Source organism: Christiangramia aquimixticola (genome assembly GCF_048285835.1).
In the GTDB taxonomy this organism is placed as follows: Bacteria; Bacteroidota; Bacteroidia; order Flavobacteriales; family Flavobacteriaceae; genus Christiangramia; species Christiangramia aquimixticola.
This window is the reverse complement of record NZ_JBLVTL010000002.1, coordinates 306551-327625: the sequence shown is the minus strand read 5'-3', so window position 1 is coordinate 327625 and position 21075 is coordinate 306551. Positions and strand designations below refer to the sequence as shown.

At 39.2% G+C, this 21075-nt stretch carries 24 protein-coding genes; 7 read left to right on the top strand and 17 right to left on the bottom strand.

All coding sequences use genetic code 11. From position 1 onward, the window contains the following. The 3 genes from ACNKXV_RS05090 to recA all read right to left on the bottom strand — a co-directional run. On the bottom strand, positions 1–491 hold a 491-nt coding region (locus ACNKXV_RS05090; RefSeq protein WP_417906622.1), incomplete at its 3' end, for an RNA polymerase sigma factor. Between the two features lie 22 nt (positions 492–513). Further along, on the bottom strand, positions 514–957 hold the full coding sequence (locus ACNKXV_RS05085; RefSeq protein WP_417906621.1) for a hypothetical protein: 444 nt from the start codon (positions 955–957) through the stop codon (positions 514–516). Positions 958–1038: 81 nt separating this feature from the next. Beyond that, positions 1039–2052: a recombinase RecA gene (gene recA, locus ACNKXV_RS05080; RefSeq protein ID WP_417906620.1), complete on the bottom strand. Its 1014-nt coding sequence runs from the start codon at positions 2050–2052 to the stop codon at positions 1039–1041. A gap of 198 nt (positions 2053–2250) precedes the next feature. Between recA and trhO the strand changes: the two genes are divergently transcribed. From trhO to ACNKXV_RS05045, 7 genes are all read left to right on the top strand, one after another. Further along, complete coding sequence (gene trhO / locus ACNKXV_RS05075; protein WP_417906619.1) at positions 2251–3282, top strand: oxygen-dependent tRNA uridine(34) hydroxylase TrhO; 1032 nt, start codon at positions 2251–2253, stop codon at positions 3280–3282. 206 nt (positions 3283–3488) lie between these two features. Then, complete coding sequence (locus ACNKXV_RS05070) at positions 3489–4658, top strand: PSP1 domain-containing protein (RefSeq protein ID WP_417906618.1); 1170 nt, start codon at positions 3489–3491, stop codon at positions 4656–4658. Further along, the gene (locus ACNKXV_RS05065) at positions 4651–5142 is read left to right on the top strand and encodes a gliding motility lipoprotein GldH (RefSeq protein ID WP_470269295.1); all 492 of its coding nucleotides are present in this window, start codon (positions 4651–4653) and stop codon (positions 5140–5142) included. Before ACNKXV_RS05070 ends, ACNKXV_RS05065 begins: the two co-directional genes overlap by 8 nt. Before the next feature lie 13 nt (positions 5143–5155). Then, positions 5156–7465 (top strand): penicillin-binding protein 1A, encoded by a 2310-nt coding sequence (locus ACNKXV_RS05060; RefSeq protein ID WP_417906616.1) that lies wholly within the window; start codon positions 5156–5158, stop codon positions 7463–7465. Between the two features lie 108 nt (positions 7466–7573). After that, positions 7574–8272 (top strand): CoA transferase subunit A, encoded by a 699-nt coding sequence (locus tag ACNKXV_RS05055; protein WP_417906615.1) that lies wholly within the window; start codon positions 7574–7576, stop codon positions 8270–8272. 78 nt (positions 8273–8350) lie between these two features. After that, a complete protein-coding gene (locus ACNKXV_RS05050; RefSeq protein ID WP_417906614.1) occupies positions 8351–8713 on the top strand; it encodes a four helix bundle protein in 363 nt (120 codons plus the stop codon). A 34-nt stretch (positions 8714–8747) separates the two neighbouring features. Next, positions 8748–9404 (top strand): CoA transferase subunit B, encoded by a 657-nt coding sequence (locus ACNKXV_RS05045; RefSeq protein ID WP_417906613.1) that lies wholly within the window; start codon positions 8748–8750, stop codon positions 9402–9404. 31 nt (positions 9405–9435) lie between these two features. Here ACNKXV_RS05045 and ACNKXV_RS05040 read toward each other — a convergent pair whose 3' ends face one another. The 14 genes from ACNKXV_RS05040 to ACNKXV_RS04975 all read right to left on the bottom strand — a co-directional run bounded on the left by ACNKXV_RS05040 (position 9436) and on the right by ACNKXV_RS04975 (position 21073). After that, a complete protein-coding gene (locus ACNKXV_RS05040; RefSeq protein ID WP_417906612.1) occupies positions 9436–9795 on the bottom strand; it encodes a DUF6616 family protein in 360 nt (119 codons plus the stop codon). Positions 9796–9929: 134 nt separating this feature from the next. Beyond that, entirely contained in the window at positions 9930–11213 is a 1284-nt protein-coding gene (locus ACNKXV_RS05035) for a tetratricopeptide repeat protein (RefSeq protein WP_417906611.1), read from the bottom strand. 58 nt (positions 11214–11271) lie between these two features. Further along, positions 11272–11973 (bottom strand): DUF4331 family protein, encoded by a 702-nt coding sequence (locus ACNKXV_RS05030; protein ID WP_417906610.1) that lies wholly within the window; start codon positions 11971–11973, stop codon positions 11272–11274. Between the two features lie 25 nt (positions 11974–11998). Beyond that, positions 11999–12676 carry a DUF4331 family protein gene (locus ACNKXV_RS05025; RefSeq protein WP_417906609.1) on the bottom strand — a complete coding sequence of 226 codons (678 nt, stop codon included), beginning with the start codon at positions 12674–12676 and terminating at the stop codon, positions 11999–12001. A 190-nt stretch (positions 12677–12866) separates the two neighbouring features. After that, positions 12867–13580 carry a 3'-5' exonuclease gene (locus ACNKXV_RS05020; RefSeq protein WP_417906608.1) on the bottom strand — a complete coding sequence of 238 codons (714 nt, stop codon included), beginning with the start codon at positions 13578–13580 and terminating at the stop codon, positions 12867–12869. Next, positions 13558–14718 (bottom strand): serine hydrolase domain-containing protein, encoded by a 1161-nt coding sequence (locus ACNKXV_RS05015; protein WP_417906607.1) that lies wholly within the window; start codon positions 14716–14718, stop codon positions 13558–13560. The genes ACNKXV_RS05020 and ACNKXV_RS05015 overlap by 23 nt, the downstream gene beginning before the upstream one ends. Positions 14719–14735: 17 nt before the next feature. Then, positions 14736–15206, bottom strand: coding sequence for a methylated-DNA--[protein]-cysteine S-methyltransferase (locus tag ACNKXV_RS05010; RefSeq protein WP_417906606.1), 471 nt, complete (start codon positions 15204–15206; stop codon positions 14736–14738). Continuing rightward, complete coding sequence (locus tag ACNKXV_RS05005; RefSeq protein ID WP_417906605.1) at positions 15187–16317, bottom strand: CNNM domain-containing protein; 1131 nt, start codon at positions 16315–16317, stop codon at positions 15187–15189. Before ACNKXV_RS05005 ends, ACNKXV_RS05010 begins: the two co-directional genes overlap by 20 nt. A 124-nt stretch (positions 16318–16441) precedes the next feature. Then, positions 16442–16927 (bottom strand): hypothetical protein, encoded by a 486-nt coding sequence (locus tag ACNKXV_RS05000; protein WP_417906604.1) that lies wholly within the window; start codon positions 16925–16927, stop codon positions 16442–16444. An 86-nt stretch (positions 16928–17013) separates the two neighbouring features. Further along, entirely contained in the window at positions 17014–17367 is a 354-nt protein-coding gene (locus ACNKXV_RS04995; RefSeq protein ID WP_417906603.1) for a hypothetical protein, read from the bottom strand. A gap of 62 nt (positions 17368–17429) precedes the next feature. Then, complete coding sequence (hemB, locus tag ACNKXV_RS04990) at positions 17430–18398, bottom strand: porphobilinogen synthase (protein ID WP_417906602.1); 969 nt, start codon at positions 18396–18398, stop codon at positions 17430–17432. Positions 18399–18480: 82 nt separating this feature from the next. Beyond that, positions 18481–19383 carry an oxygen-dependent coproporphyrinogen oxidase gene (hemF, locus tag ACNKXV_RS04985; protein ID WP_417906974.1) on the bottom strand — a complete coding sequence of 301 codons (903 nt, stop codon included), beginning with the start codon at positions 19381–19383 and terminating at the stop codon, positions 18481–18483. A 2-nt stretch (positions 19384–19385) separates the two neighbouring features. After that, positions 19386–20411: a uroporphyrinogen decarboxylase gene (gene hemE / locus ACNKXV_RS04980; protein ID WP_417906601.1), complete on the bottom strand. Its 1026-nt coding sequence runs from the start codon at positions 20409–20411 to the stop codon at positions 19386–19388. Next, positions 20408–21073, bottom strand: coding sequence for a uroporphyrinogen-III synthase (locus ACNKXV_RS04975; RefSeq protein ID WP_417906600.1), 666 nt, complete (start codon positions 21071–21073; stop codon positions 20408–20410). Before ACNKXV_RS04975 ends, hemE begins: the two co-directional genes overlap by 4 nt. Between the last annotated feature and the right edge of the window lie 2 nt (positions 21074–21075).

Here is a 21075-nt window from a genome sequence, read left to right as displayed (position 1 = left end):
AAAGCCATCCGCGCCCTGGCGAGATTTGATTTGGAAGTGCCTTCACTAATTTGGAGCATGCCCGCGATCTCTTTATGCGAAAATCCATCCATGACATACAGGTTGAAAACCTGCCGGTAACGCTGAGGTAAACCCTGCACGCATTCCAGTAAGTAATCCACACTTAATTCCTCCTCGTCGATCTCTACTTCAGGTTCTTGCAAATGCTCTTCATGAATAATTTCATATACCTTTTGTTGTCGGTGTTTTTGAAGCGCAGTATTAATAAGTATACGTTTCATCCAGCCTTCAAAGGAACCCTGATTGCGGAACTGACTTATTTTTTGAAAAATGGTTACAAAACCATCCTGAAGCGTGTCTTCAGCCTGTAGCTTATTATCTGAGTATTTGAGACAAAGGCCAAAAAATTTAGGGGAATAAAGCTTATACAGCTCTTCCTGTGCCTTCCGGTCTTGTTTTTTACACCGGGAAATAAGCTCTTTTATACCCACAAATTATTCTGTTAATTCAAATTTAGTCGGTTGAAGTTGCTTCTTCAACTACGGGAATAATAACCTCATTATAAACCGGTTCTGTACCTGAAGCACCGGTCCAAAAATTGAAAGTATAGGCTTCTCTTTCATCTATGGTAAGATTGAACTTTGCAGCTCCTGCACCTCCCGGAAAATCTCTGTCACAGGAATTTGACTCCACCACTGATGTTATTATAGAAACATATATTATTCTTCTTTCTGCCGGCATGTTACCTTCTCTTCTGGCATCTATAGCCTGAAAAACATTACATTCTGTTGGCAAGAGATAATTTACGTTGATTTCGTAAGTTTTTCCATAAACAAACTCTTCCGGTAGATCATTGTCGGTGATCTCTGCCAGTTCATAATAGGTATTAGGAGTATCACTATCCAGAGAACAGCCAGTCAATACAAAAGTCATTAAAATTGCAACCAGTCTTTTCATATAGTTTCTTTATTAGTAGATACAGGCTGTATAAAATGGTTGCGTAAAGATCAAAAAAAATCCCCTTTCGGGGATTTCTTATTATTCTTTCGCCATTTTAATGGCATCTTTAATTTTGACTTCCAGCTCTTCCATGAGATCGGGATTGTCCTTTAAAAGGATCTTAACCGCATCTCTACCCTGGCCAAGTTTAGTGTCTTCATAGCTAAACCACGAACCACTCTTTCGAATGATCTCGTAATCCACACCTATATCGATGATCTCTCCAATTTTGGAAACACCTTCACCATACATAATGTCAAATTCGGCAGTTTTAAATGGTGGAGCCACTTTATTCTTCACGACTTTCACACGGGTCTTGTTACCCATTACATTGTTGGAGCTATCCTTTATTTGAGTGGATCTTCTAATATCCAGTCTAACCGATGCATAGAATTTCAATGCATTACCACCGGTTGTGGTTTCAGGATTTCCAAACATTACACCAATCTTCTCTCTTAACTGGTTAATGAAGATCACCGTACAATTAGTCTTACTAATAGATGAGGTTAGCTTTCTTAAAGCCTGAGACATCAATCTTGCATGAAGTCCCATTTTTGAATCACCCATCTCACCTTCGATCTCACTCTTAGGTGTAAGTGCCGCAACTGAGTCAATTACAATAATGTCTATTGCACCTGAACGAATAAGGTTATCTGTAATTTCCAGAGCCTGTTCACCATTATCTGGTTGAGAGATGATCAGGTTATCGATATCTACATCAAGTTTTTCAGCATAAAATCGGTCAAAAGCATGTTCCGCATCAATAAAGGCAGCAATACCTCCTTTTTTCTGAGCTTCAGCAATGGCATGTAGAGTTAGGGTTGTTTTACCTGAAGATTCAGGACCGTAAATTTCGATCACCCTTCCTCTTGGATATCCTCCAACTCCCAGGGCCAGATCAAGCCCTAAGGAACCGGTTGAAATAGCATCAACATCTACTACTACCTGGTCGCTCATCTTCATTACCGTCCCTTTTCCGTAGGTTTTATCCATCTTATCAAGGGTAAGCTTCAGTGCTTTAAGTTTCGCTTCTTTTTCTTTATCGTTGCTCATGAATATTTTTTATAAATGTAAAATAAGGTCTGCTAAAATAAGATAAGTTTTGCTGGCATACAATAAAACTTATGCTCAATTATGGAATATTTCCAAAAATTAGGACAGGTATTTATTCCGGGGAAACCATTATGAGTGATTAATTGAAAAATGTATCTTTGCAAAAATTTTCTTTAACACTTAAAATATTAGTATAGCATGCAACTGTACAATAAATTGAGCGCTAAAGAAAGAGAAGCCCTTTTAGAAGAAGCCGGTGAAGACAGGCTTACGCTCTCTTTCTATGCTTACGCAAAAATCGGAAACCCCGAACTTTTTAGAAATCATTTATTCATTGCCTGGGATCAAATGGATGTGCTTGGTCGTATCTATGTGGCCCATGAAGGTATCAATGCGCAACTTTCTGTTCCCGCAAAGAGGTTTAATGAATTCAAGGAGTTTATTGATAATATCTATTTCCTGGAAAATGTTCGATTAAATATCGCCATCGAACACGACATCAAATCTTTCCTAAAACTAAAGGTTAAGGTTAGAAAAAAGATCGTGGCAGATGGTTTGAATGATGAAACATTTGACGTGACCAATAAAGGTGTGCATGTAGATGCTGCCAAATTCAACGAACTTATTAGGGATCCTAATACGGTTTTGGTGGACATGAGGAATCACTACGAGAGTGAAATTGGTCATTTCCAGGGTGCTATTACTCCAGATGTGGATACCTTCCGGGATTCATTGCCTATCATAGAAGAGGACCTTAAAGACTATAAAGAAGACAAGAATCTGGTGATGTATTGTACCGGTGGAATTAGATGTGAGAAAGCCAGTGCCTACTACAAACACCGCGGATTCAAGAATGTTTTTCAGCTTGAAGGAGGTATTATAGAATATACCAGACAGGTGGAGAAACAGAAGCTTGAAAACAAATTTATTGGTAAGAACTTTGTTTTTGATCATAGACGAGCTGAAAGAATAACTGAAGACGTGATAGCTCAATGTCATCAATGTGGGAAGGCCTGTGATACTCATGTGAATTGTGCCAACGAAGCATGTCATTTGCTGTTTATCCAGTGTGAAAAATGTGCCCAAAAAATGAACAATTGTTGTTCAGATAACTGTAAAGAAATAGCTGCCTTACCTTACGAAAAGCAAAAAGAATTGCGAAAAGGTAAAGGTGCCAGCAATAAGATCTTTAAAAAAGGCAGGTCTCAGGTTCTAAAGTTTAAGCAATAGGTTTCTATTCTAAAATGGTGGTGCCAATTAATATTGGTATATTTACTGTTGAAATTTTTTTATGAACCTTAAGGAGGTGCTTATAATTGCGTAGTGCTCCGGTTGGAGCCCTGAAGATGAAGGAGATCCTGCGAATAATGCCGAAAGGTGCGACGGGTTGATGGATATACCGCAAGAGTAAGTAACGTCCTCAATATATATAACATATGGCTTGCAGCAGTTGCTCGACCGGGAAAGATGGTCAGCCAAAAGGATGTAAGAACAATGGAACCTGTGGAACAGATGGATGTAATAAACTCACTGTTTTCGACTGGCTTTCCAACATGTCTCTTCCGGGAGGCGTCGAACCTTTTGATATTGTAGAGGTACGTTTTAAGAACGGCCGAAAACACTTTTTTAGAAATTCAGAAAATTTAAGTCTTAGTATAGGAGACGTTGTTGCTACCGAGGCCAGTCCCGGGCATGACGTTGGAATTGTGAGTCTTACCGGTGAACTCGTAAGAGTACAGATGAAGAAGAAAAAGGAAGACCCAAAATCTCCAGAAATTCTTAAGATCTACCGTAAGGCATCTCAAAAAGACATCGACGTCTGGCAGGAAGCCCGCGATAGGGAAGAGAAAATGAAACAGCGCTCCAGACAAATCGCCATCAGGCTTAAGCTTAGCATGAAGATTAGCGATGTTGAGTTTCAGGGCGATGGTTCTAAAGTGACTTTTTACTATACTGCAGAAGACAGAGTAGATTTCAGGCAACTTATCAAGGAATTTGCACGGGAATTCAATACCCGTATAGAAATGCGCCAGATTGGTCTAAGGCAGGAAGCTGCCCGCCTTGGTGGGATTGGATCCTGTGGTCGTGAACTTTGTTGTTCTACCTGGTTAACCGACTTCAGGTCTGTTAGCACCTCTGCAGCCAGGTATCAGCAATTATCGCTGAACCCGCAAAAACTTGCCGGACAATGCGGAAAGCTTAAGTGTTGTTTAAACTATGAGCTGGATACTTATTTAGAGGCTTTAAAATCTTTTCCAAAAACAGACGTTAAGTTAAAAACCAAAAAGGGAACCGCGGTTTGTCAAAAAATTGACATTTTCAAAGGATTCCTTTGGTACGCTTATGAAGGTGAATGGATGAACTGGCACCAGTTAACTCCGGAGCAGGCTAATAAAATTGTCGCTAAAAATAAAAAAGGAGAAGCTGTGAGCAGTCTTGAGGAGTTTGCAACGGTAGTTGCCCAGGACGAAGCAGAGAAAAAGAGTTTTAGCAGCGTGAGCGAAGATAGTTTGACACGTTTTGACAAACCTAAACCTCAGCGTAAAAAGCGACCTAAGAAAAGAAAGAAACGAAAAGGAAATACTTCAAGATCCAAAGATGCGTAGTGCGTTTTATGTTTTGTTTTTGATGAATTTTATTCTCTTGGTATCCTGTGATGAAAAGAGAGTTTTTGATGATTATAAATCGGTTAAGGGTTGGCATAAGGACTCTCTTGTGAGTTTTAAACTAAAAGATGTGGACACCTCCGGGACCTATGATCTTTTTATCAATATTAGGAATAACAATAAATACAACTTTAGTAACCTCTTTTTAATTACTGAGATCAGGTTTCCTGAAGGCAAAGTGATTAGTGATACTTTGGAGTATGAAATGACCACTGCAGAAGGTGAGTGGCTGGGAACAGGATTTGGTGATGTTAAAGAAAATAAGCTCTGGTATAAAGAGAATATTAAATTTGATGAATCCGGTGATTATCTGGTGACTATTCAGCAGGCCATGAGAAAGAATGGAGAAGTAGAGGGCATACGTGAACTGGAAGGGATCACAGATGTGGGATTCAGAATAGAACATAGCAATAGCGACAATTAATTTTTGGTAATAAATGGCTGGTACTACAAAAAAGTCAAAGAAACCTGCTCATAGTAACAGGAAGTATATTTTAGGATTCTGGACCCTGTTTGGAGTGGGAATTCTTGCGGTTATATTAATATTCCTTTTTGCCGGTTGGGGATTATTCGGAAAAATGCCAACTTTTGAAGAGCTGGAAAATCCGGAAACCAATCTTGCTACCGAGATCTTTTCTTCAGATGGAAAAACGCTGGGGAAATATTATAGCGAGAACAGAACTCCCATAAAATATGATGATCTTCCAAACCATCTTGTACAGGCTTTAATTGCTACTGAAGATGAACGATTCTATCAGCATGCCGGGATTGATGCCAAGGGAACCGTAAGAGCGGCCGTATTTCTTGGAACCCGTGGTGGAGCAAGTACTATTACCCAACAGCTGGCCAAGCAATTGTTTACTGAGGACGTTGCTCAAAATGACCTGGAAAGGGTATTCCAAAAGATCAAAGAATGGGTGATCTCAACCCGTCTTGAAAGACAGTATACCAAGGAAGAGATCATTACCATGTATTTCAACAAATACGATTTCGTTTACCAGGCAGTAGGGATTCGTTCTGCTTCCAAGATATATTTTGATAAGGAACCTCATGAACTTAAGATCGAAGAATCTGCAGTTCTGGTAGGAATGCTGAAGAATTCAGCTTTATATAATCCAATGAGAAGACCTGAGCTGGTTAAATCCAGAAGAAATCAGGTATTGGAGCAAATGAACCGAAATGGTTTTCTTGCTGAAGCCGAAATGGATTCGCTTCAAAAGTTACCAATGAAGATCGAGTTTACTCCAGAGGGTCATGACGAAGGGATGGCAACTTACTTCCGTGCCTATCTTCAGGGATTCATGAAAGACTGGATCAAGCAAAATCCAAAACCTGATGGAACTGAATATAGTCTGTATCGTGACGGATTAAAGATATATACCAGTATCGATTCCAAAATGCAGGAATATGCAGAGAAGGCGGTTACCAAACATATTGCTCAGCTTCAGAAGGAATTTAACAGGCAAAATGAAAAGAATCCAACCGCTCCTTTCCGCGATCTGGAAAAAGAAGAAATAGAGAACAGTATTCAAAATTCCATGCGTATTTCAGCGAGATGGAAAAAAATGAAAGCTCAGGGGAAATCTGATAAAGAAATCAAAAAATCTTTCGAAGAAAAAACCGAAATGAGAGTTTTCAGTTGGAATGGAACTATCGATACAGTAATGACTCCAAGAGATTCCATATTGTATTATAAGGCATTCTTACAGGCAGGAATGATGTCCATGGTACCACAAACCGGTGAAGTTAAAGCCTGGGTTGGAGGGATCGATTTTAAGAACTTTAAATATGATCACGTAAAGCAGGGGAAAAGACAGGTAGGATCTACCTTCAAGCCTTTTGTTTATGCTACGGCCATAGATCAGCTTAAATTTTCACCATGTGACACCCTTCCAAAAAGTATGTTCACTATTGAGGCAGGAAAGCATGGAAATATGAACGATTGGGCTCCTCGTAACAGTGATGGAGATTATGGCGGGATGTTAACATTGAAACAGGCTTTAGCCGGATCTGTAAACACAATTACGGCAAGACTTATTGATAAAACAGGACCTGAACCTGTGATAGACCTCTTAAAAAAGCTTGGAATTGATACTAAAAATATTCCTGCAGTGCCGTCTATTGCACTTGGAACACCAGATATTAGCCTTTTCGAAATGGTATCTGCCTATAGTACTTTTGCCAACCAGGGAGTTTATATTAAACCGGTTATGGTTAACAGAATTGAGGATAAGAACGGAACAGTTCTTTATCAAAATGTTCCCGAAACCAGAGATGTACTTAGTAAAGAGGCGGCCTATGTTACCGTTAACTTACTGGAAGGAGTAACTCAGGGTGGATCGGGTACACGACTTCGTGGATCATGGGCTGTGAACAATGAGTTTTATAAAAAAGCGGTTACAGGATATCCATACGATTTCAAGAATCCTATCGCCGGAAAAACGGGGACTACACAAAACCAAAGTGACGGTTGGTTTATGGGAATGGTACCTAATCTTGTTACAGGTGTATGGGTTGGAGCTGAAGATCGTGCGGTGCATTTCCCGGGAATTCAGTACGGGCAGGGAGCTACCATGGCTTTGCCAATCTGGGGTATGTATATGAAAGATGTTTATGCTAATCCTGAACTTAAGGTTTCCAAAGATGAATTTGAAAGACCTGAAAATTTAAGTATTGCCGTAGACTGTAGTTCATATAAAGCATCGCGCCGAAATAATGATTCGGTTCCGGATGAGCTGGATTTTTAAATTTTCTTCAATTTTTACCGCTGTAAATTCCTTTTTCTTCAATTAAGAATACCGGGAGCATTGGAGCGACCTTTTTATTTTCGTATTTTCGGGTAAAATTCTGAAAAAATGATCATAAAAACGGTTGATAACGTACAACAGGCAACTGAGGGCGTAAAAGACGGAATGACTTTTATGCTTGGAGGTTTCGGTTTATGCGGAATTCCAGAGAATGCAATTTCTGAACTGGTACGACTTAATGTTAAGAATCTTACCTGCATCAGTAACAACGCCGGAGTAGATGACTTTGGGCTTGGACAGTTACTTCATAAAAAACAGATCGATAAAATGGTTTCTTCTTACGTGGGAGAAAATGCGATCTTCGAAAAACAAATGCTTAGTGGTGAACTGGATGTGGAATTAATTCCGCAAGGGACACTTGCAGCGAGATGTCAGGCTGCTCAGCAAGGCTTCCCGGCCATATACACCCCTGCCGGATATGGTACTGAAGTGGCTGAAGGGAAAGAAACCCGTGAATTCGATGGTAAAATGTATGTTCTTGAAAAAGCTTTCAAGGCAGATTTTGCATTTGTAAAAGCATGGAAAGGTGATAAAGCCGGAAACCTGATATTTAAAGGGACCGCCAGAAACTTTAACCCAGTAATGTGCGGATCTGCAAAGATCACCGTAGCTGAGGTGGAAGAGCTTGTGGAACCTGGAGAACTGGACCCAAATCATATTCATATTCCGGGAATTTTCGTTCAGAGAATCTTCCAGGGGAAAGGATATGAAAAAAGAATTGAACAACGTACCGTACGAAGTAAATAATATATGAATTCACCAATTTGAGAATTTTAAGATCACTGAGGTTTTGAATGTGAAAATTCAATAATTAATCAATGTAAAATGTTTAAAAAGGAGAATATCGTTTTAGAAAAATGTGTGAACTTCTCTTTAAAAATCATTGAATATTGTGAAATTCTCGAAAATGAAAGGAAGTACGTAATTGCAAATCAATTATTAAAGTCTGCTACAAGTATTGGTGCTAATGTTCATGAAGCTCAAAATGCTGAAAGTAGAATAGATTTTATACATAAAATTAAAATTGCATTAAAAGAATTGGAAGAGACTAAATATTGGCTGATCCTATGTGAAAAAGCGGATAGTTATCCTTTTGATTCAGAATTAAAGAATGGAATAAATGAGTTGGGTTTAATCTTGTATAAGATAATAAGTTCAAGTAAAAAGAACCTAACTAATAAGTATTGATCCATTAATACATTAATGAATTATTACATTAACTATGTTAGATAAAAACGGAATAGCTCAAAGAATAGCCAAAGAAGTTAAAGACGGATATTACGTAAATCTTGGAATTGGGATCCCGACTTTGGTAGCCAATTTTGTACGTGATGATATACAGGTGGAATTCCAGAGCGAAAATGGAATTCTTGGAATGGGACCTTTTCCTATCGATGGGGAAGAGGATGCCGATCTTATAAACGCGGGTAAACAGACCATCACCGCATTACCAGGGGCAAGTTTTTTTGACTCTGCAACCAGTTTTGGAATGATTCGCGGGCAGCATGTAGATCTTACCATTCTTGGAGCAATGGAAGTTGCCGAGAATGGAGATATTGCTAACTGGAAAATACCCGGTAAAATGGTAAAAGGTATGGGAGGTGCAATGGATCTTGTTGCTTCTGCAGAAAATATTATCGTAGCGATGATGCATACCAATAAGGCAGGTGAATCTAAACTTCTTAAAAGATGTTCCTTGCCACTAACGGGTGTAGGCTGTGTAAACAAAGTCGTAACCAATCTCGCTGTGCTGGAAGTTACAGGAAACGGCTTTAAGCTTCTTGAAAGAGCTCCGGGGGTTAGTGTAGAGGATATCCGTAAAGCAACCGAAGGGGAACTCATCGTTGATGGTGATATTCCCGAAATGAAATTGGATTAAATATAAAGGCCGGATCTCGATCCGGCTTTTTTTATATCACAGATGTTGAGTTTTCTTCAATATCAACGAGGAAATCTATCGCTTCTTTCTGCGAGATCAATTTCCCTCTTGAATTCGCCTGGGAGAAATATTTATACCATCCCACTTTTGTAAGGTTGTTCTCCAGGACCTTTACTTCTTCTTCAGATGGCATTTTCCAGATGCACATATACCGGTAATCACTTCTGTATGGTGTGTGCTCATCGTTTCTGGCCCAACCCAGATTTTCAACGCCACTTGCCTTCATTTCGTTGATTCTTTGATGCATGTGATCCATCATTCTTTTGCGCTCTTCATGGTCGAGTTTCATCCATGCAGTGGTCACATTCCACATTTCAATGTATAAGTACATATTATAGATTTTTAAATTAGAAAACTGTTTACTGTATAAAGGTACTACACAAAACAGTAGATAATCTTAATATTTCCTTATAAATTGACTGAAAAACAGTTAGTTATATATTTTTCTGATGGTATCACACTTAATTATAAAGCCTGTATTTCAGCAAATGTAACCGGGCCTAACTCATAACCGGCTTCCATTAATTCCTCTTTAAGGGGGTGAACTCTTTCCTCCAAACGGTTTACCTTAAAAATTTTTGCCATTGTAAGTAGAGCCGAAGGTTCATAGGTTTTATCTTGAACCTGAGTTTCTATGATTTTTAAAGCTTTTTCTTTATTTCCATTGTTAAGGTTTGCCAGAGCCAGTAGTTGATAGGTTTCCGGAGTGGCACGGTTACCCACCTCAACTTCAGCCAGGTGCTGGGCTTTTAATTTATTTTGGGGTTCTGCCGAATACAATTCTATTTTATAAGAATTATACATTTCACCATACTGTTCCTTTTCCATTAGCTGCCAGAAATTTTGGAGAGAACTGTTCTGAAGTTTTTCGTCTTTTTTATAATGAGCTATTTCAGCCTTTAAAAGATGTATGTCTGGTGAATTATGTCCTGTTAGAATAGAATCCAAAATGCGTAATGCCTCATCTGGATTGTCTTCGTGAGAATAGATGATCCAGGCAATTCCCTTTTTTGCATAAGCGTTCGTAGGTTCTATCTCCAACGTTTTTAAATAATGCTTATAGCTGTCGTTGATCTGCCCGGCATGCCCATGGTAATCTCCCAGATTGGAATAAACCCAAAGTAAAAGTTCCCGGTTTTTGCTGGCTTCGGCTTTCTCCTTAGCTTTTTCCATGAACATGATAGTACGGTCAAGATCTCCTTTGAAATCGTTCCATTTTGCAGCTCTAATCATGTAATTAAAGTCATAGGGATCTGCAAATTGTTTCAGAATACTTTCTGCCTCTTCATATTCTCCTAGCTCCATATATACATCGAATAACAGATGTTGGTTGGCCGTTATTCCAGGACCGGAAAGAGAAGCGGAATCTGCATAAATTTTAGCCTCTTTAAATCTGTGTTGGGAGATATAATTTCTGGCCAGGGAGCGGTAATATTTTTCCTTATCGATATTAGCGATCTCAACCGCTTTTTTTAAGGCCTTTTCAGCTTGTTTAAGAAATTGAATATTCCCGGTAGATTCAAAAAACCTATTGTACTCTCCTGCTACCACGCCAAAACTTGGAAGCTGTACACTGTCTTCTGTTATTTTGGAATTCCATAATTCAAAATAAGGTGAAGTGGTTCTGGTATCGTTAGCGGCCAGAAATTTATTGTAATCCTGAGGAGCTGAAACCTTTGATCTACTGGAATTATTAGAACATCCGGTAATTACTACAGCAAGGAATAAGGTATAAAAGAGGTTTTTCATAATTTAGGTATTAGATATAAAGGAGCCCTCTTTAGGGGCTCCTTTAATTAGGTTTTAATTATTCCGGAGCTCCTATATAAGGAAAGCTCGAAGTAATATTATTAGCAGTTATTGCAACTCCATCTGTAACCAACTGTGGTAATCCACCTTCACCATTAAATCTGGCGCCTGTTTCTCCTCCAAATAATAAAATCAGGGAAATATCGATCACATCATCCTGAAGTGTTCTTCCGGTTAGGCCAATAGCTCCTTCAAAATTTGGAGCACCTGTACCGGCATTAAAATAGGTAGTTGGTGCATCTGGAGCTACTTCCAGAACATCTGCAGCAAGTACAGAGGTTAGAACAGTAGCAGAAACGGGATTTGGATTGTTTGCTGAAGTTGGCTCAGGTCCGTTTAAAATATCTCCCAGAATGTTTGGTTCAAAATTAATATCTGCAGGATCTGCACCCAAAGCTACCGCGTAAGCATCATGCAAACCTTCAAGTTGGGTTTCAAATGAAGTCTGGAAAGTGGCAAGCATTTCAGAAGGAATGGTAGTATTATGCATATTCTTGATTTGAGCACTACTACTTAAAACTGTGTTTATTCCCGGTCGCCCCATGTGGTCTACCTGACTAAAGGATCCGCTAAAATCCATTTCCATGGATGGAGTGGGCTGTGGACTTGTTGTCATAAAGTCATCATCGCTGCTGCATCCTACTGTAAGGACACTTAGACACAATGCTGAAAAGAGTATATGTATATTGTTTATTTTCATGATATTGATTGTTTTAAATTGTGAATTATTGTTTTCTGTTGGTTGTTACCCATGTTTTATAAACCGGCACACCAATTACATTTTGAGCCGTAGGAGTTCCCAGTAGTGCATTTGGAACTTCCACAACAATTGAAAGAGTATTAGCTCCGTCAAAAGTATCGGTACCCGGAACGTTAAATCCGGAGTTGTCTTCAGAAGAAGGTGCTACCACTTCATTAAATCTCACAAAGTCGAAATAAAACGGATCTTGTCTTGGACCGGCGAATAAAGAAATACCATTGAAGGTAGTTTTGGTAATGGCCGTTTGAGAAGAAATCTCTACACTTCCTAAAGCAGCGTCAACATTTATCTCACTGTTAAGCCCGGTTGAGGACGGACTAAAAGGTCCGAAGAAATACATTTTCCCGTTTCTTGGTATAGCTTGTATAACCTGGTCTTCCACTAAATCTCCATCCAGATCTATATTGATCTCTACCAGTACATCTTCGTCAAATGCGCCATAAGTTAGATCTGGCAATACATTAGACTGTACATCTACTATAAAAACTGTATTGTCTGATCCTGTTGTGGGCTCGAAAGCGTAAAAATCTGTAATATCTGCAGATGAGCCTGCTACTCCAGGAGCATCCACATGGTCTGCTGCAATAAAAAGTACTGCTGCTAAGGCTACTCCCAAAGCTGTAAAAAGTTTAATTTTTTTCATAAGGTTCGTAAATTATAATTTGAAAACATCTTTTGTTTTCTTCGTTACCTTACTTACGGCTTATGGTGGAGGGCGGTTTTTAGCTTCTAGTTAAGCTTATGTTAAAGGATTTTTAAGGGGTGTATTCAGATCTCTTTTCTGAAGTAATTTTAAAGTGCAGCTTTTTAAGTTGGGAAATGAATTTTAATAATTACTTCGTGGTAGTGATTTCAGAAGGATTAAGTAAAGGTTCCTGTCTAAATTTTAAGATAACCTGCGCTATGGCCACAACATCTCTTTCGCAATAATTCACAATTCTATCAAGTTCTTGTTTCTCATAATAGACTTCCCTTACCATCGTGCCATCGATGTCTTCTTTAGGAGAAGGGATTCCCAGAACATGGGTAAGTAGTTTTAAGGAGGTATAATGTTTATAATCGCCAAACTTCCACAGATCCAAAGTATCCAGATGAGACACTTCCCATGGCTTTTTCCCGAAAAGATCGAGTTTAGCAGGTAGCGCCAAATCATTTATCAAGGCTCTTCGGGCTATATACGGAAAATCAAATTCCTTCCCATTATGTGCGCACAAAAGGTGTTGAGGTTTGGAGAAATTCGTTTCCAAAAACCTGAAAAGGGAATTAATAAGTTGTTTTTCATCACCCTTAAAACTTCGGGTCGTAAATTTTCGACCTTCAGCAGCAATGATAAAATATCCTACCGAAATACAAATGATCTTTCCAAACTCACTCCAGATCCCGGCTTTTCTATAAAAATCTTCCGGTGATTCATCCTTTCTCAGGTATTTGGATTTTTCATCCCAAAGAAGTCTGGTTTCCTCATCGAGCTCTTTGTAGTATCTATATTCCGGAACGGTTTCTATATCCAGAAAAAGTATGTTCTCAAGATTGAGTTTCTGAAGCATTTTTCAGCATTTTATAGGCTTCTTCAATATAAAGATAAAAATCTTTATAATGCTCATCTCCAGCTTCTTTCCCTATAAGTTCCCTGCCCAGTCTAACGATCACCACATCATCCTCCGGGATCATTATAACGTATTGGCCTAAAACACCCCGCATATAGAAAATATCTTTCCCTAAATGCTTACTTAACCAGAATCCATAACTGTATTGCGGAGAATCTTCAAAAACCGGCTTCTGAAGTTTACTCACATATGCTGAATCCACAATTTGCTCGTTTTCCCATTTGCCATTGTTTAGAAATAACTTCCCAAATTTTGCGAAATTTCGTGCGTTGCTGGAAATACAGCAATAGGCTTTTTCCATGCCGCTTTCTTTACTGTCCAATTGCCATAAGGCCTCGTCATTCATTCCCATAGGCTGCCAGAAATTCTCACTCAGGTAGGTGCTTAGACTTTTGCCTGTGGCTTTTTCAAGAACCATAGCCAGCAACTGGGTATTCCCGCTTAAATATTTAAATTCCTTTCCCGGCTCTTCGATCACCTTAAGTCCCAAAACCTGTTCTCTGATATCCTTTCCAAAATATGCCTGTGCCGTTGAAGCAAACGGGTTATAATAATTCTCATTCCAGTCAAGCCCTGAAGACATACTGGAGAGGTTGCCAATTTTAAGTCGGCTATCAAACTGAGGAAAGAAATCAGCTACCGGTTGATCCAGACCTTTTAAATGTCCTTCCTGAATGGCTTTGAACATCATTGCCGTAACCAGACTTTTTGCCATCGAAAACGAATTGGTCTTTGAGTATTCATCATAACCGTAATAATACTTTTCAAACAGCAGGCTATCCTTATAGATAATGAGAAAGGCGGCAGTTTCAAGTTCTTTATTCAGGCTGTCCAGAGTAGAAGTGGCTTCAACCTGACCGTAAGTCGATTTTAAAGGCCATTCCTGCACTTTTTCTCCATTGTTGATCACTGTGTTGGTGAAATATTTATGATCGTCTATAAAGGCAGTAGTATGCCCGGTGAGGTAAGTGGTTTTTACGGCTTTAAAGATATAGCCGTAACCAAATATGTGAAGTAAAAAGGAGGCGAGTAAAAGGAATGCAATGAGGTATAGAAAAAATCTCAAGATCTTTTTCATAAAAGGATATTTTAAAATTAAAATAAGCTTTGCTGCAAAGGCGGATTTTCATGCTCGAGCAACCATTTTTTGTGGTGGAGTCCGCCGGCATACCCAGTTAATGAGCCATCGCTTCCAATTACCCGGTGACAGGGAATTACGATCCATAAAGGATTTTTCCCATTTGCAGCGGCTACAGCCCTAATGGCCTTTTCATTTCCAAGTTCTTTGGATAATTGCAAATACGAGGTGGTAGTGCCAAATGGAATTTCAGCCAGTTTTTTCCAAACCTGTTTTTGAAATTCTGTTCCTTTTGGATCTAATTTAAGGTGGAAATCTTTAAGCTCCCCGGCAAAATAGGCCTCTAATTGCTCAACCGCCGGCTGCAATTCCAAAGGGATTTCTGTAATTCCGGGATCACCTTCCAGAATTTTAATACTGCATATTCCTTCTTCGCTGCCTCTAATTTCAGCAGTCCCAAGTGGGGTTTTAAATCTTGCCGCTTTCATCCTTACCATTTTCATTAATTGGAGAGTCAGCGCTTTCGGTTTCCTGATCTTGTTTTCTTTGGATCAATCCAAGCCTTTTAGCGCGGCGTTCCCAGTTTTTACGGGCCAGCACCTGCATGTCTTCCACGCTATCGCTTTCGTCCATGATCTCCAATCCAAGCAAGGTTTCAATAATATCCTCCATGGTTACAATTCCCGTAACATTTCCAAAATGATCAACGATCATGGAGATATGAGCTCTTTGCTGTACAAATATTTCAAAAAGCTCCGGAATTGGGGTGTTATCGTTGGTAACCAGAATATTTCTTTTGATACTGCTTAATGGTTTTTCTCCGTGCTCATCGATCATAGCTTCAAGCACGTCATCTTTTAAAATAAAGCCGGAAATGTGATTGGATTTGTCTTTATAAACCGGGATCCTTGAAAATTTCAGGTTCTTGTGGTTATTATAGAACTCTCTAAGCGTTATACTTTCATCTTCAGTGATCGCGACAGAAAAAGGCGTCATCACATCTTTTGCTTCTACAGATTTAAAAACAAGTAGGTTTTTAATAACAGTGGTTTCATTTTCCTCAAAAACTCCCTCCTCTTCGGCAGCATCAGTAATTGCAGCGAATTCTTCTCTACTCATGCTGGACACGTGAGCAGATTTCCCGATAAGTTTTGTGGTAAGCATCATTAACCAAAGTAGCCCGGTGTATTTTAATGGAAAGATCATGATCTTTAAGGTCTTCGCAGTGAAATTCCCCAGAGACTGCCAGTAAGTTGCTCCAATGGTTTTCGGAATAATTTCAGAAAGAATAAGAATAGCCAAAGTCATAATAGCTGATACGATCATCACCGAGTTGCCACCGTCCCCGAAGGTTTTTTCGGCCTGCACTCCCACTAGAATCGCCCCAACCGTATGGGCAATGGTGTTTATAGTTAGGATCGCGATAAGGGGTTTGTCAATATCCTGCTTTAAATGTGCAAGGGTGTTGGCAAAAGGTTTTCCTTCTTTCTTTTTGATCTTTATATATGAGGGTGTTATGCTTAACAGGGTTGCTTCCAGGATAGAACACAGGAAAGAAAAAAAGATGGATAATATCGCGTATATGAATAATAAAGCCATAAGCCAGATAATCTGTTTAACAGGCTAATTTATGTAATCTCAAAGCATTTTTTGAAAAAGAAACTATAAAAGGAAAAAAATAAGCCTCCGGGTGTACCGAAGGCCTGATCCAAAACTCATAAATTTAATAAGCCATGTTTTTTTGAAGAATTTCATCCCATCTTCTGGCGTTATTCAAGCTAATGGCTGCGTCTGTACTATCCAGTTCTTCCTCATCGTAAAAGGCAATTTCTGTTATTTGTGCAGGATTTTTAGAAATAAATTCAAGACTCAAATGAATGATTTTTTCTTTGCGGGATTCTCCCTGCATATAAGATTCGAATCTTTTATTGATCTTTAATTCCTGAATTTCTTTCAAATCGATGATCCTCGTTTTTACCGGATCTTTAAATTCGATCACCACAAGTTTTTTTGTTGTAGAGTCGAGTCCCAGGCTTAAGTGCCCTATGATCTCTATGCTATCCAACTTTATGTTATTTTCTAAAGCCGCCTGTGACAATAATTTTTTAGTTCTTGTTTCCTTCGCTTTTTGCTGAATTAACACATACACGATTGGGAATAGGAAAAGGATCAACATCAGGACCCCTAACAAAATTGATATTTTATCCATTGTTTTGATATTAAATGATTGAATGCTTTCAAATAATTCTGAAAGCTGAAAACGTCCTTTGCGGACTAAAAAGAATCATTTAAGTATCACCAGAAGTTATGGAATGGGTAAATACCACATTGAAGCAGTCTCTTCCTGTCAAAAAGAGAAATTTGGTGTTTTACAGAACCTGATGTATCCTGAAGGTTGCGGTTAGAAACAATTAAGGCGGGAGTGTTTCCCGAAAAAATTTCTGCATCTAAATAACTTATAGATACAGGAATTGAGATCTGACTTTCTTCTAAAAGAACCGCCTTATCATTCAGATCATTTTTAAAAAACGTGGCCTGAGTAGGTTCCGGATTGGGAGCAGGAATTTCTGAAGCAATTGCAATAAAATTAAAGCCGGAAAATACCAGCGTTAAAACCAGATTTGCAATGATGTAATTCAGATTTTTCACATAACAAACTTAGTTCAAAAACTGATCTGTAGTGATAAAATTTAGTTATAATTTAATGGGAATCAGGAAATTATTTTCACGGTCTCTTTAGCGAAATAAGAAGCGATCATGCTCGCGCCGGCACGTTTTATTGCTGTTATTTGTTCCAGCACAACTGCATCATGATCCAGCCATCCTTTTTCGGCAGCAGCTTTGATCATGGCATATTCTCCACTTACCTGATAAACAGCCACGGGCACGTTTACGGCATTTTTAATATCCCGAACTATGTCCAGATAACATAATCCCGGTTTTACCATTACAATATCCGCTCCTTCCTCAATATCCATAAGGGTTTCTTTAATGGCTTCTTCGCGGTTGGAAGGGTCCATCTGGTAAGTTTTTTTATCTCCAAACCCTGGTGCTGAATCCAGCGCATCTCTAAACGGACCATAAAACGCAGAAGCATATTTTGCCGAATAACTCATGATACCGGTATTATGAAAACCTTCATCTTCCAGCAATGTTCTTATTTCAAAGATCCTTCCATCCATCATATCACTTGGAGCAACAAAATCTGCTCCTGCCCTGGCATGAGATAAGGCCATTTCAGCAAGTATGGCGGTAGTATCATCATTAAGGATCTTGCCGTTAGCAACCACCCCGTCATGACCAAAAGAGGAGTAAGGATCCAGGGCAACATCTGTCATTATTAGCATTTCGGGAGCTACGTCCTTAACCGTTTTAATAGCCCTTTGCATTAAACCTTCAGGATTAAGCGCTTCGGTTCCTGCATTGTCTTTTAAATTATCAGGAACTTTTACAAACAGCAAAACAGATTTTAGGCCCATATTCCATAGTTCCTTCACCTCGTTTTTCAACAGATCTAGGCTGTATCTGTAATATCCGGGCATGGAGGCGATTTCTTCCTTTACCTGTTTTCCTTCAACAATGAACAGGGGAACAAGAAAATCGTTAGGAGAAATAGTGGTTTCTCTAACCAGTGATCTTATGGATTCGTTTGTTCTTAATCTTCTGTTTCGGCGTAACATAGTATTGAATTTTTAAATGCTGTATGCTAATATTTTTTAAGGCTGAAAATCTTAAAAGTAATATGTTTCCTGAGTTCCTTTTTTAAACCCAGTCCACAGGATTTTCAAGCAATTTGATCAATTTTTCTTCCGGGCTTCCGGGTTCCGGATGATGGTCATACACCCACTGCACATGTGGAGGTAAGCTCATTAATATGCTCTCTATCCGGCCATTGGTTTTAAGGCCAAACAAAGTGCCTTTATCGTGAACAAGGTTGAATTCGACATAACGACCTCTTCGAATCTCCTGCCAGTTTCGGTGTTTTTCGGTATATGGAAGATGTTTCCTTTTTTCGACAATTGGTACATACGCCTGCAGGAAAGAATTCCCCACATCGGTTACAAAATCATACCAGTCTTCGATCTTCATTCGGTCATTTTCCTTCAGATAATCAAAGAAAAGTCCGCCTATTCCACGGGCTTCATTTCTATGACTATTCCAGAAATATTCATCACATCTCTTTTTGTATTCAGAATAGAAGGAAAAACCATGAGGGTTACATGCTTTTTTACAAACCTGATGAAAGTGTTTGGCATCTTCTTCAAAAAGGTAATACGGAGTAAGATCCTGCCCACCACCAAACCACTGGTCAATAATAGTCCCGTCTTTCTCATACATCTCAAAATATCTCCAGTTTGCATGAACTGTGGGAACCATGGGATTTTTTGGATGCAGAACCAGGCTAAGTCCGCACGCGAAAAAATCTACATCTCCAACATTGAAATACTTTTGCATTGCAGGTGCCAGAGGGCCGTGAACAGCAGAAATATTTACTCCACCTTTTTCGAAAACGGCACCATTTTCAATGATTCTGGTACGTCCACCGCCACCTTCTTTACGCTTCCAGATATCTTCCCGGAACTTCGCTTTTCCATCCACTTCTTCCAGTCCGGCAGTGATCCGGTCCTGTAGATCTTCAATATAGCGGTAAAACTTCTCTTTCATCATTATTCTCTGTATTCCTTAACGGCATCTACAAAGGCTTTGGCATTATCAACAGGGATATCTGGTAAAATTCCGTGTCCTAAGTTGGCGATATAACGATCTTTTCCAAAAGCCTTAATCATATCGTTTACCATGTATTTTATTTCAATTGGCTTTGAGTATAATCTTGCCGGATCAAAATTCCCCTGTAAGGTTATTTTCCCGCCACTTAAATATCTGGCATTTCTTGCCTCACAAGTCCAGTCAACTCCAAGAGCAGCAGCTCCGGACTGTGACATTTTATTCAATGCGAACCAGCATCCCTTACCATAAGCGATAACAGGAATTTCATCTTTTAAGGCATCGATGATCTGTTGCATGTATTTCCAGGAAAATTCTTCATAATCCTTAGGCTCTAAAAGTCCACCCCAGGAGTCAAATAGCTGAATCGCATTTACTCCGGCTTTGACCTTTTCTTTAAGGTAAGCTATGGTTGTATCGGTGATCTTTTGAAGCAAAGTGTGAGCGGCGATAGGTTCCATAAAGCAAAAACGTTTCGCTTTGTCAAATGTTTTAGAACCCTGTCCCTGCACACAATAGCACAAAATAGTCCATGGAGAACCGGCAAAACCAATTAATGGAACCTCATCATTTAATTCCTGCTTGGTAAGTTTGATGGCCTCAAAAACATAGTCAAGCTCTTCCTTTACATCTGGAACGATTACACTTTCTACTTTTTTAGGAGTGTCTATGGGATTAGGTAACCATGGTCCAACTCCTGGTTTCATTTCCACCTCAATATTCATAGCCTGTGGTACTACCAGGATATCACTGAACAAAATAGCTGCATCTGGTCCAATTTGCCTGATAGGCATCACGGTGATCTCAGTAGCAAGTTCCGGAGTTCGGCAACGGGTGAAGAAATCATATTTCTCCTTTAATTTCATAAAGTCCGGCAGATATCTTCCAGCCTGTCTCATCATCCAAACCGGTGGTCGTTCAACGGTTTCTCCTTTAAGTGCCTTTAAAAAAAGATCATTTTTAATCATGTGCTGATATGTTTATTCTTTTTGAAGTGTAAAACAACTTTAGCGATCACATTTTCAATCCCGGGTTTAGTCGCTACTATTACCTGTTCAAAATGCTTTCTGGCTTCTTGTGCCGTTGTTTCCCCAATGCAAAAAGCGGTGGTTCTTAATTTGTTATTTTTTATAAAACTTTCCACTCCACTCGTACTAAAAAACATGATCCCGTCAAATTGAGAATCAAATGTTTTAAAATTGAGATTAGTGGTATATACTATATGTTCGGTAAAGTCTATTTTGTTTTTAGTCAGGATATCAGGAAGTTCATCACGACGAATGTTCCCGCAAAAGAAATCGAATTTTTTATCCTGATGGGCTTCGACAATTTTTTCTGCAAGTTCGGCAGCATTATCTGTGGTTTCCAGGATTTGGAATCCTTCGGTCCTGGCCAGCTGTGCTGTGGTTTCTCCCACACAAAAGCAATTCCTTAATTTTAATCCTTTGCCTGAAATAGCCCGAATTGCATTTTTACTGGTGAAAATTGCATTTTCAACAAAGTCCGGTTTTCCTGAAAGATCCCGGGATTCAATTTTTATCGCGTCATACTCTACAACACCTAACCCGCCATTAAGCAAAAGCTCTTTTTGGGCAGGGGTAAGTTTTTTTGTTGAAAGTATGCTGGGCATTG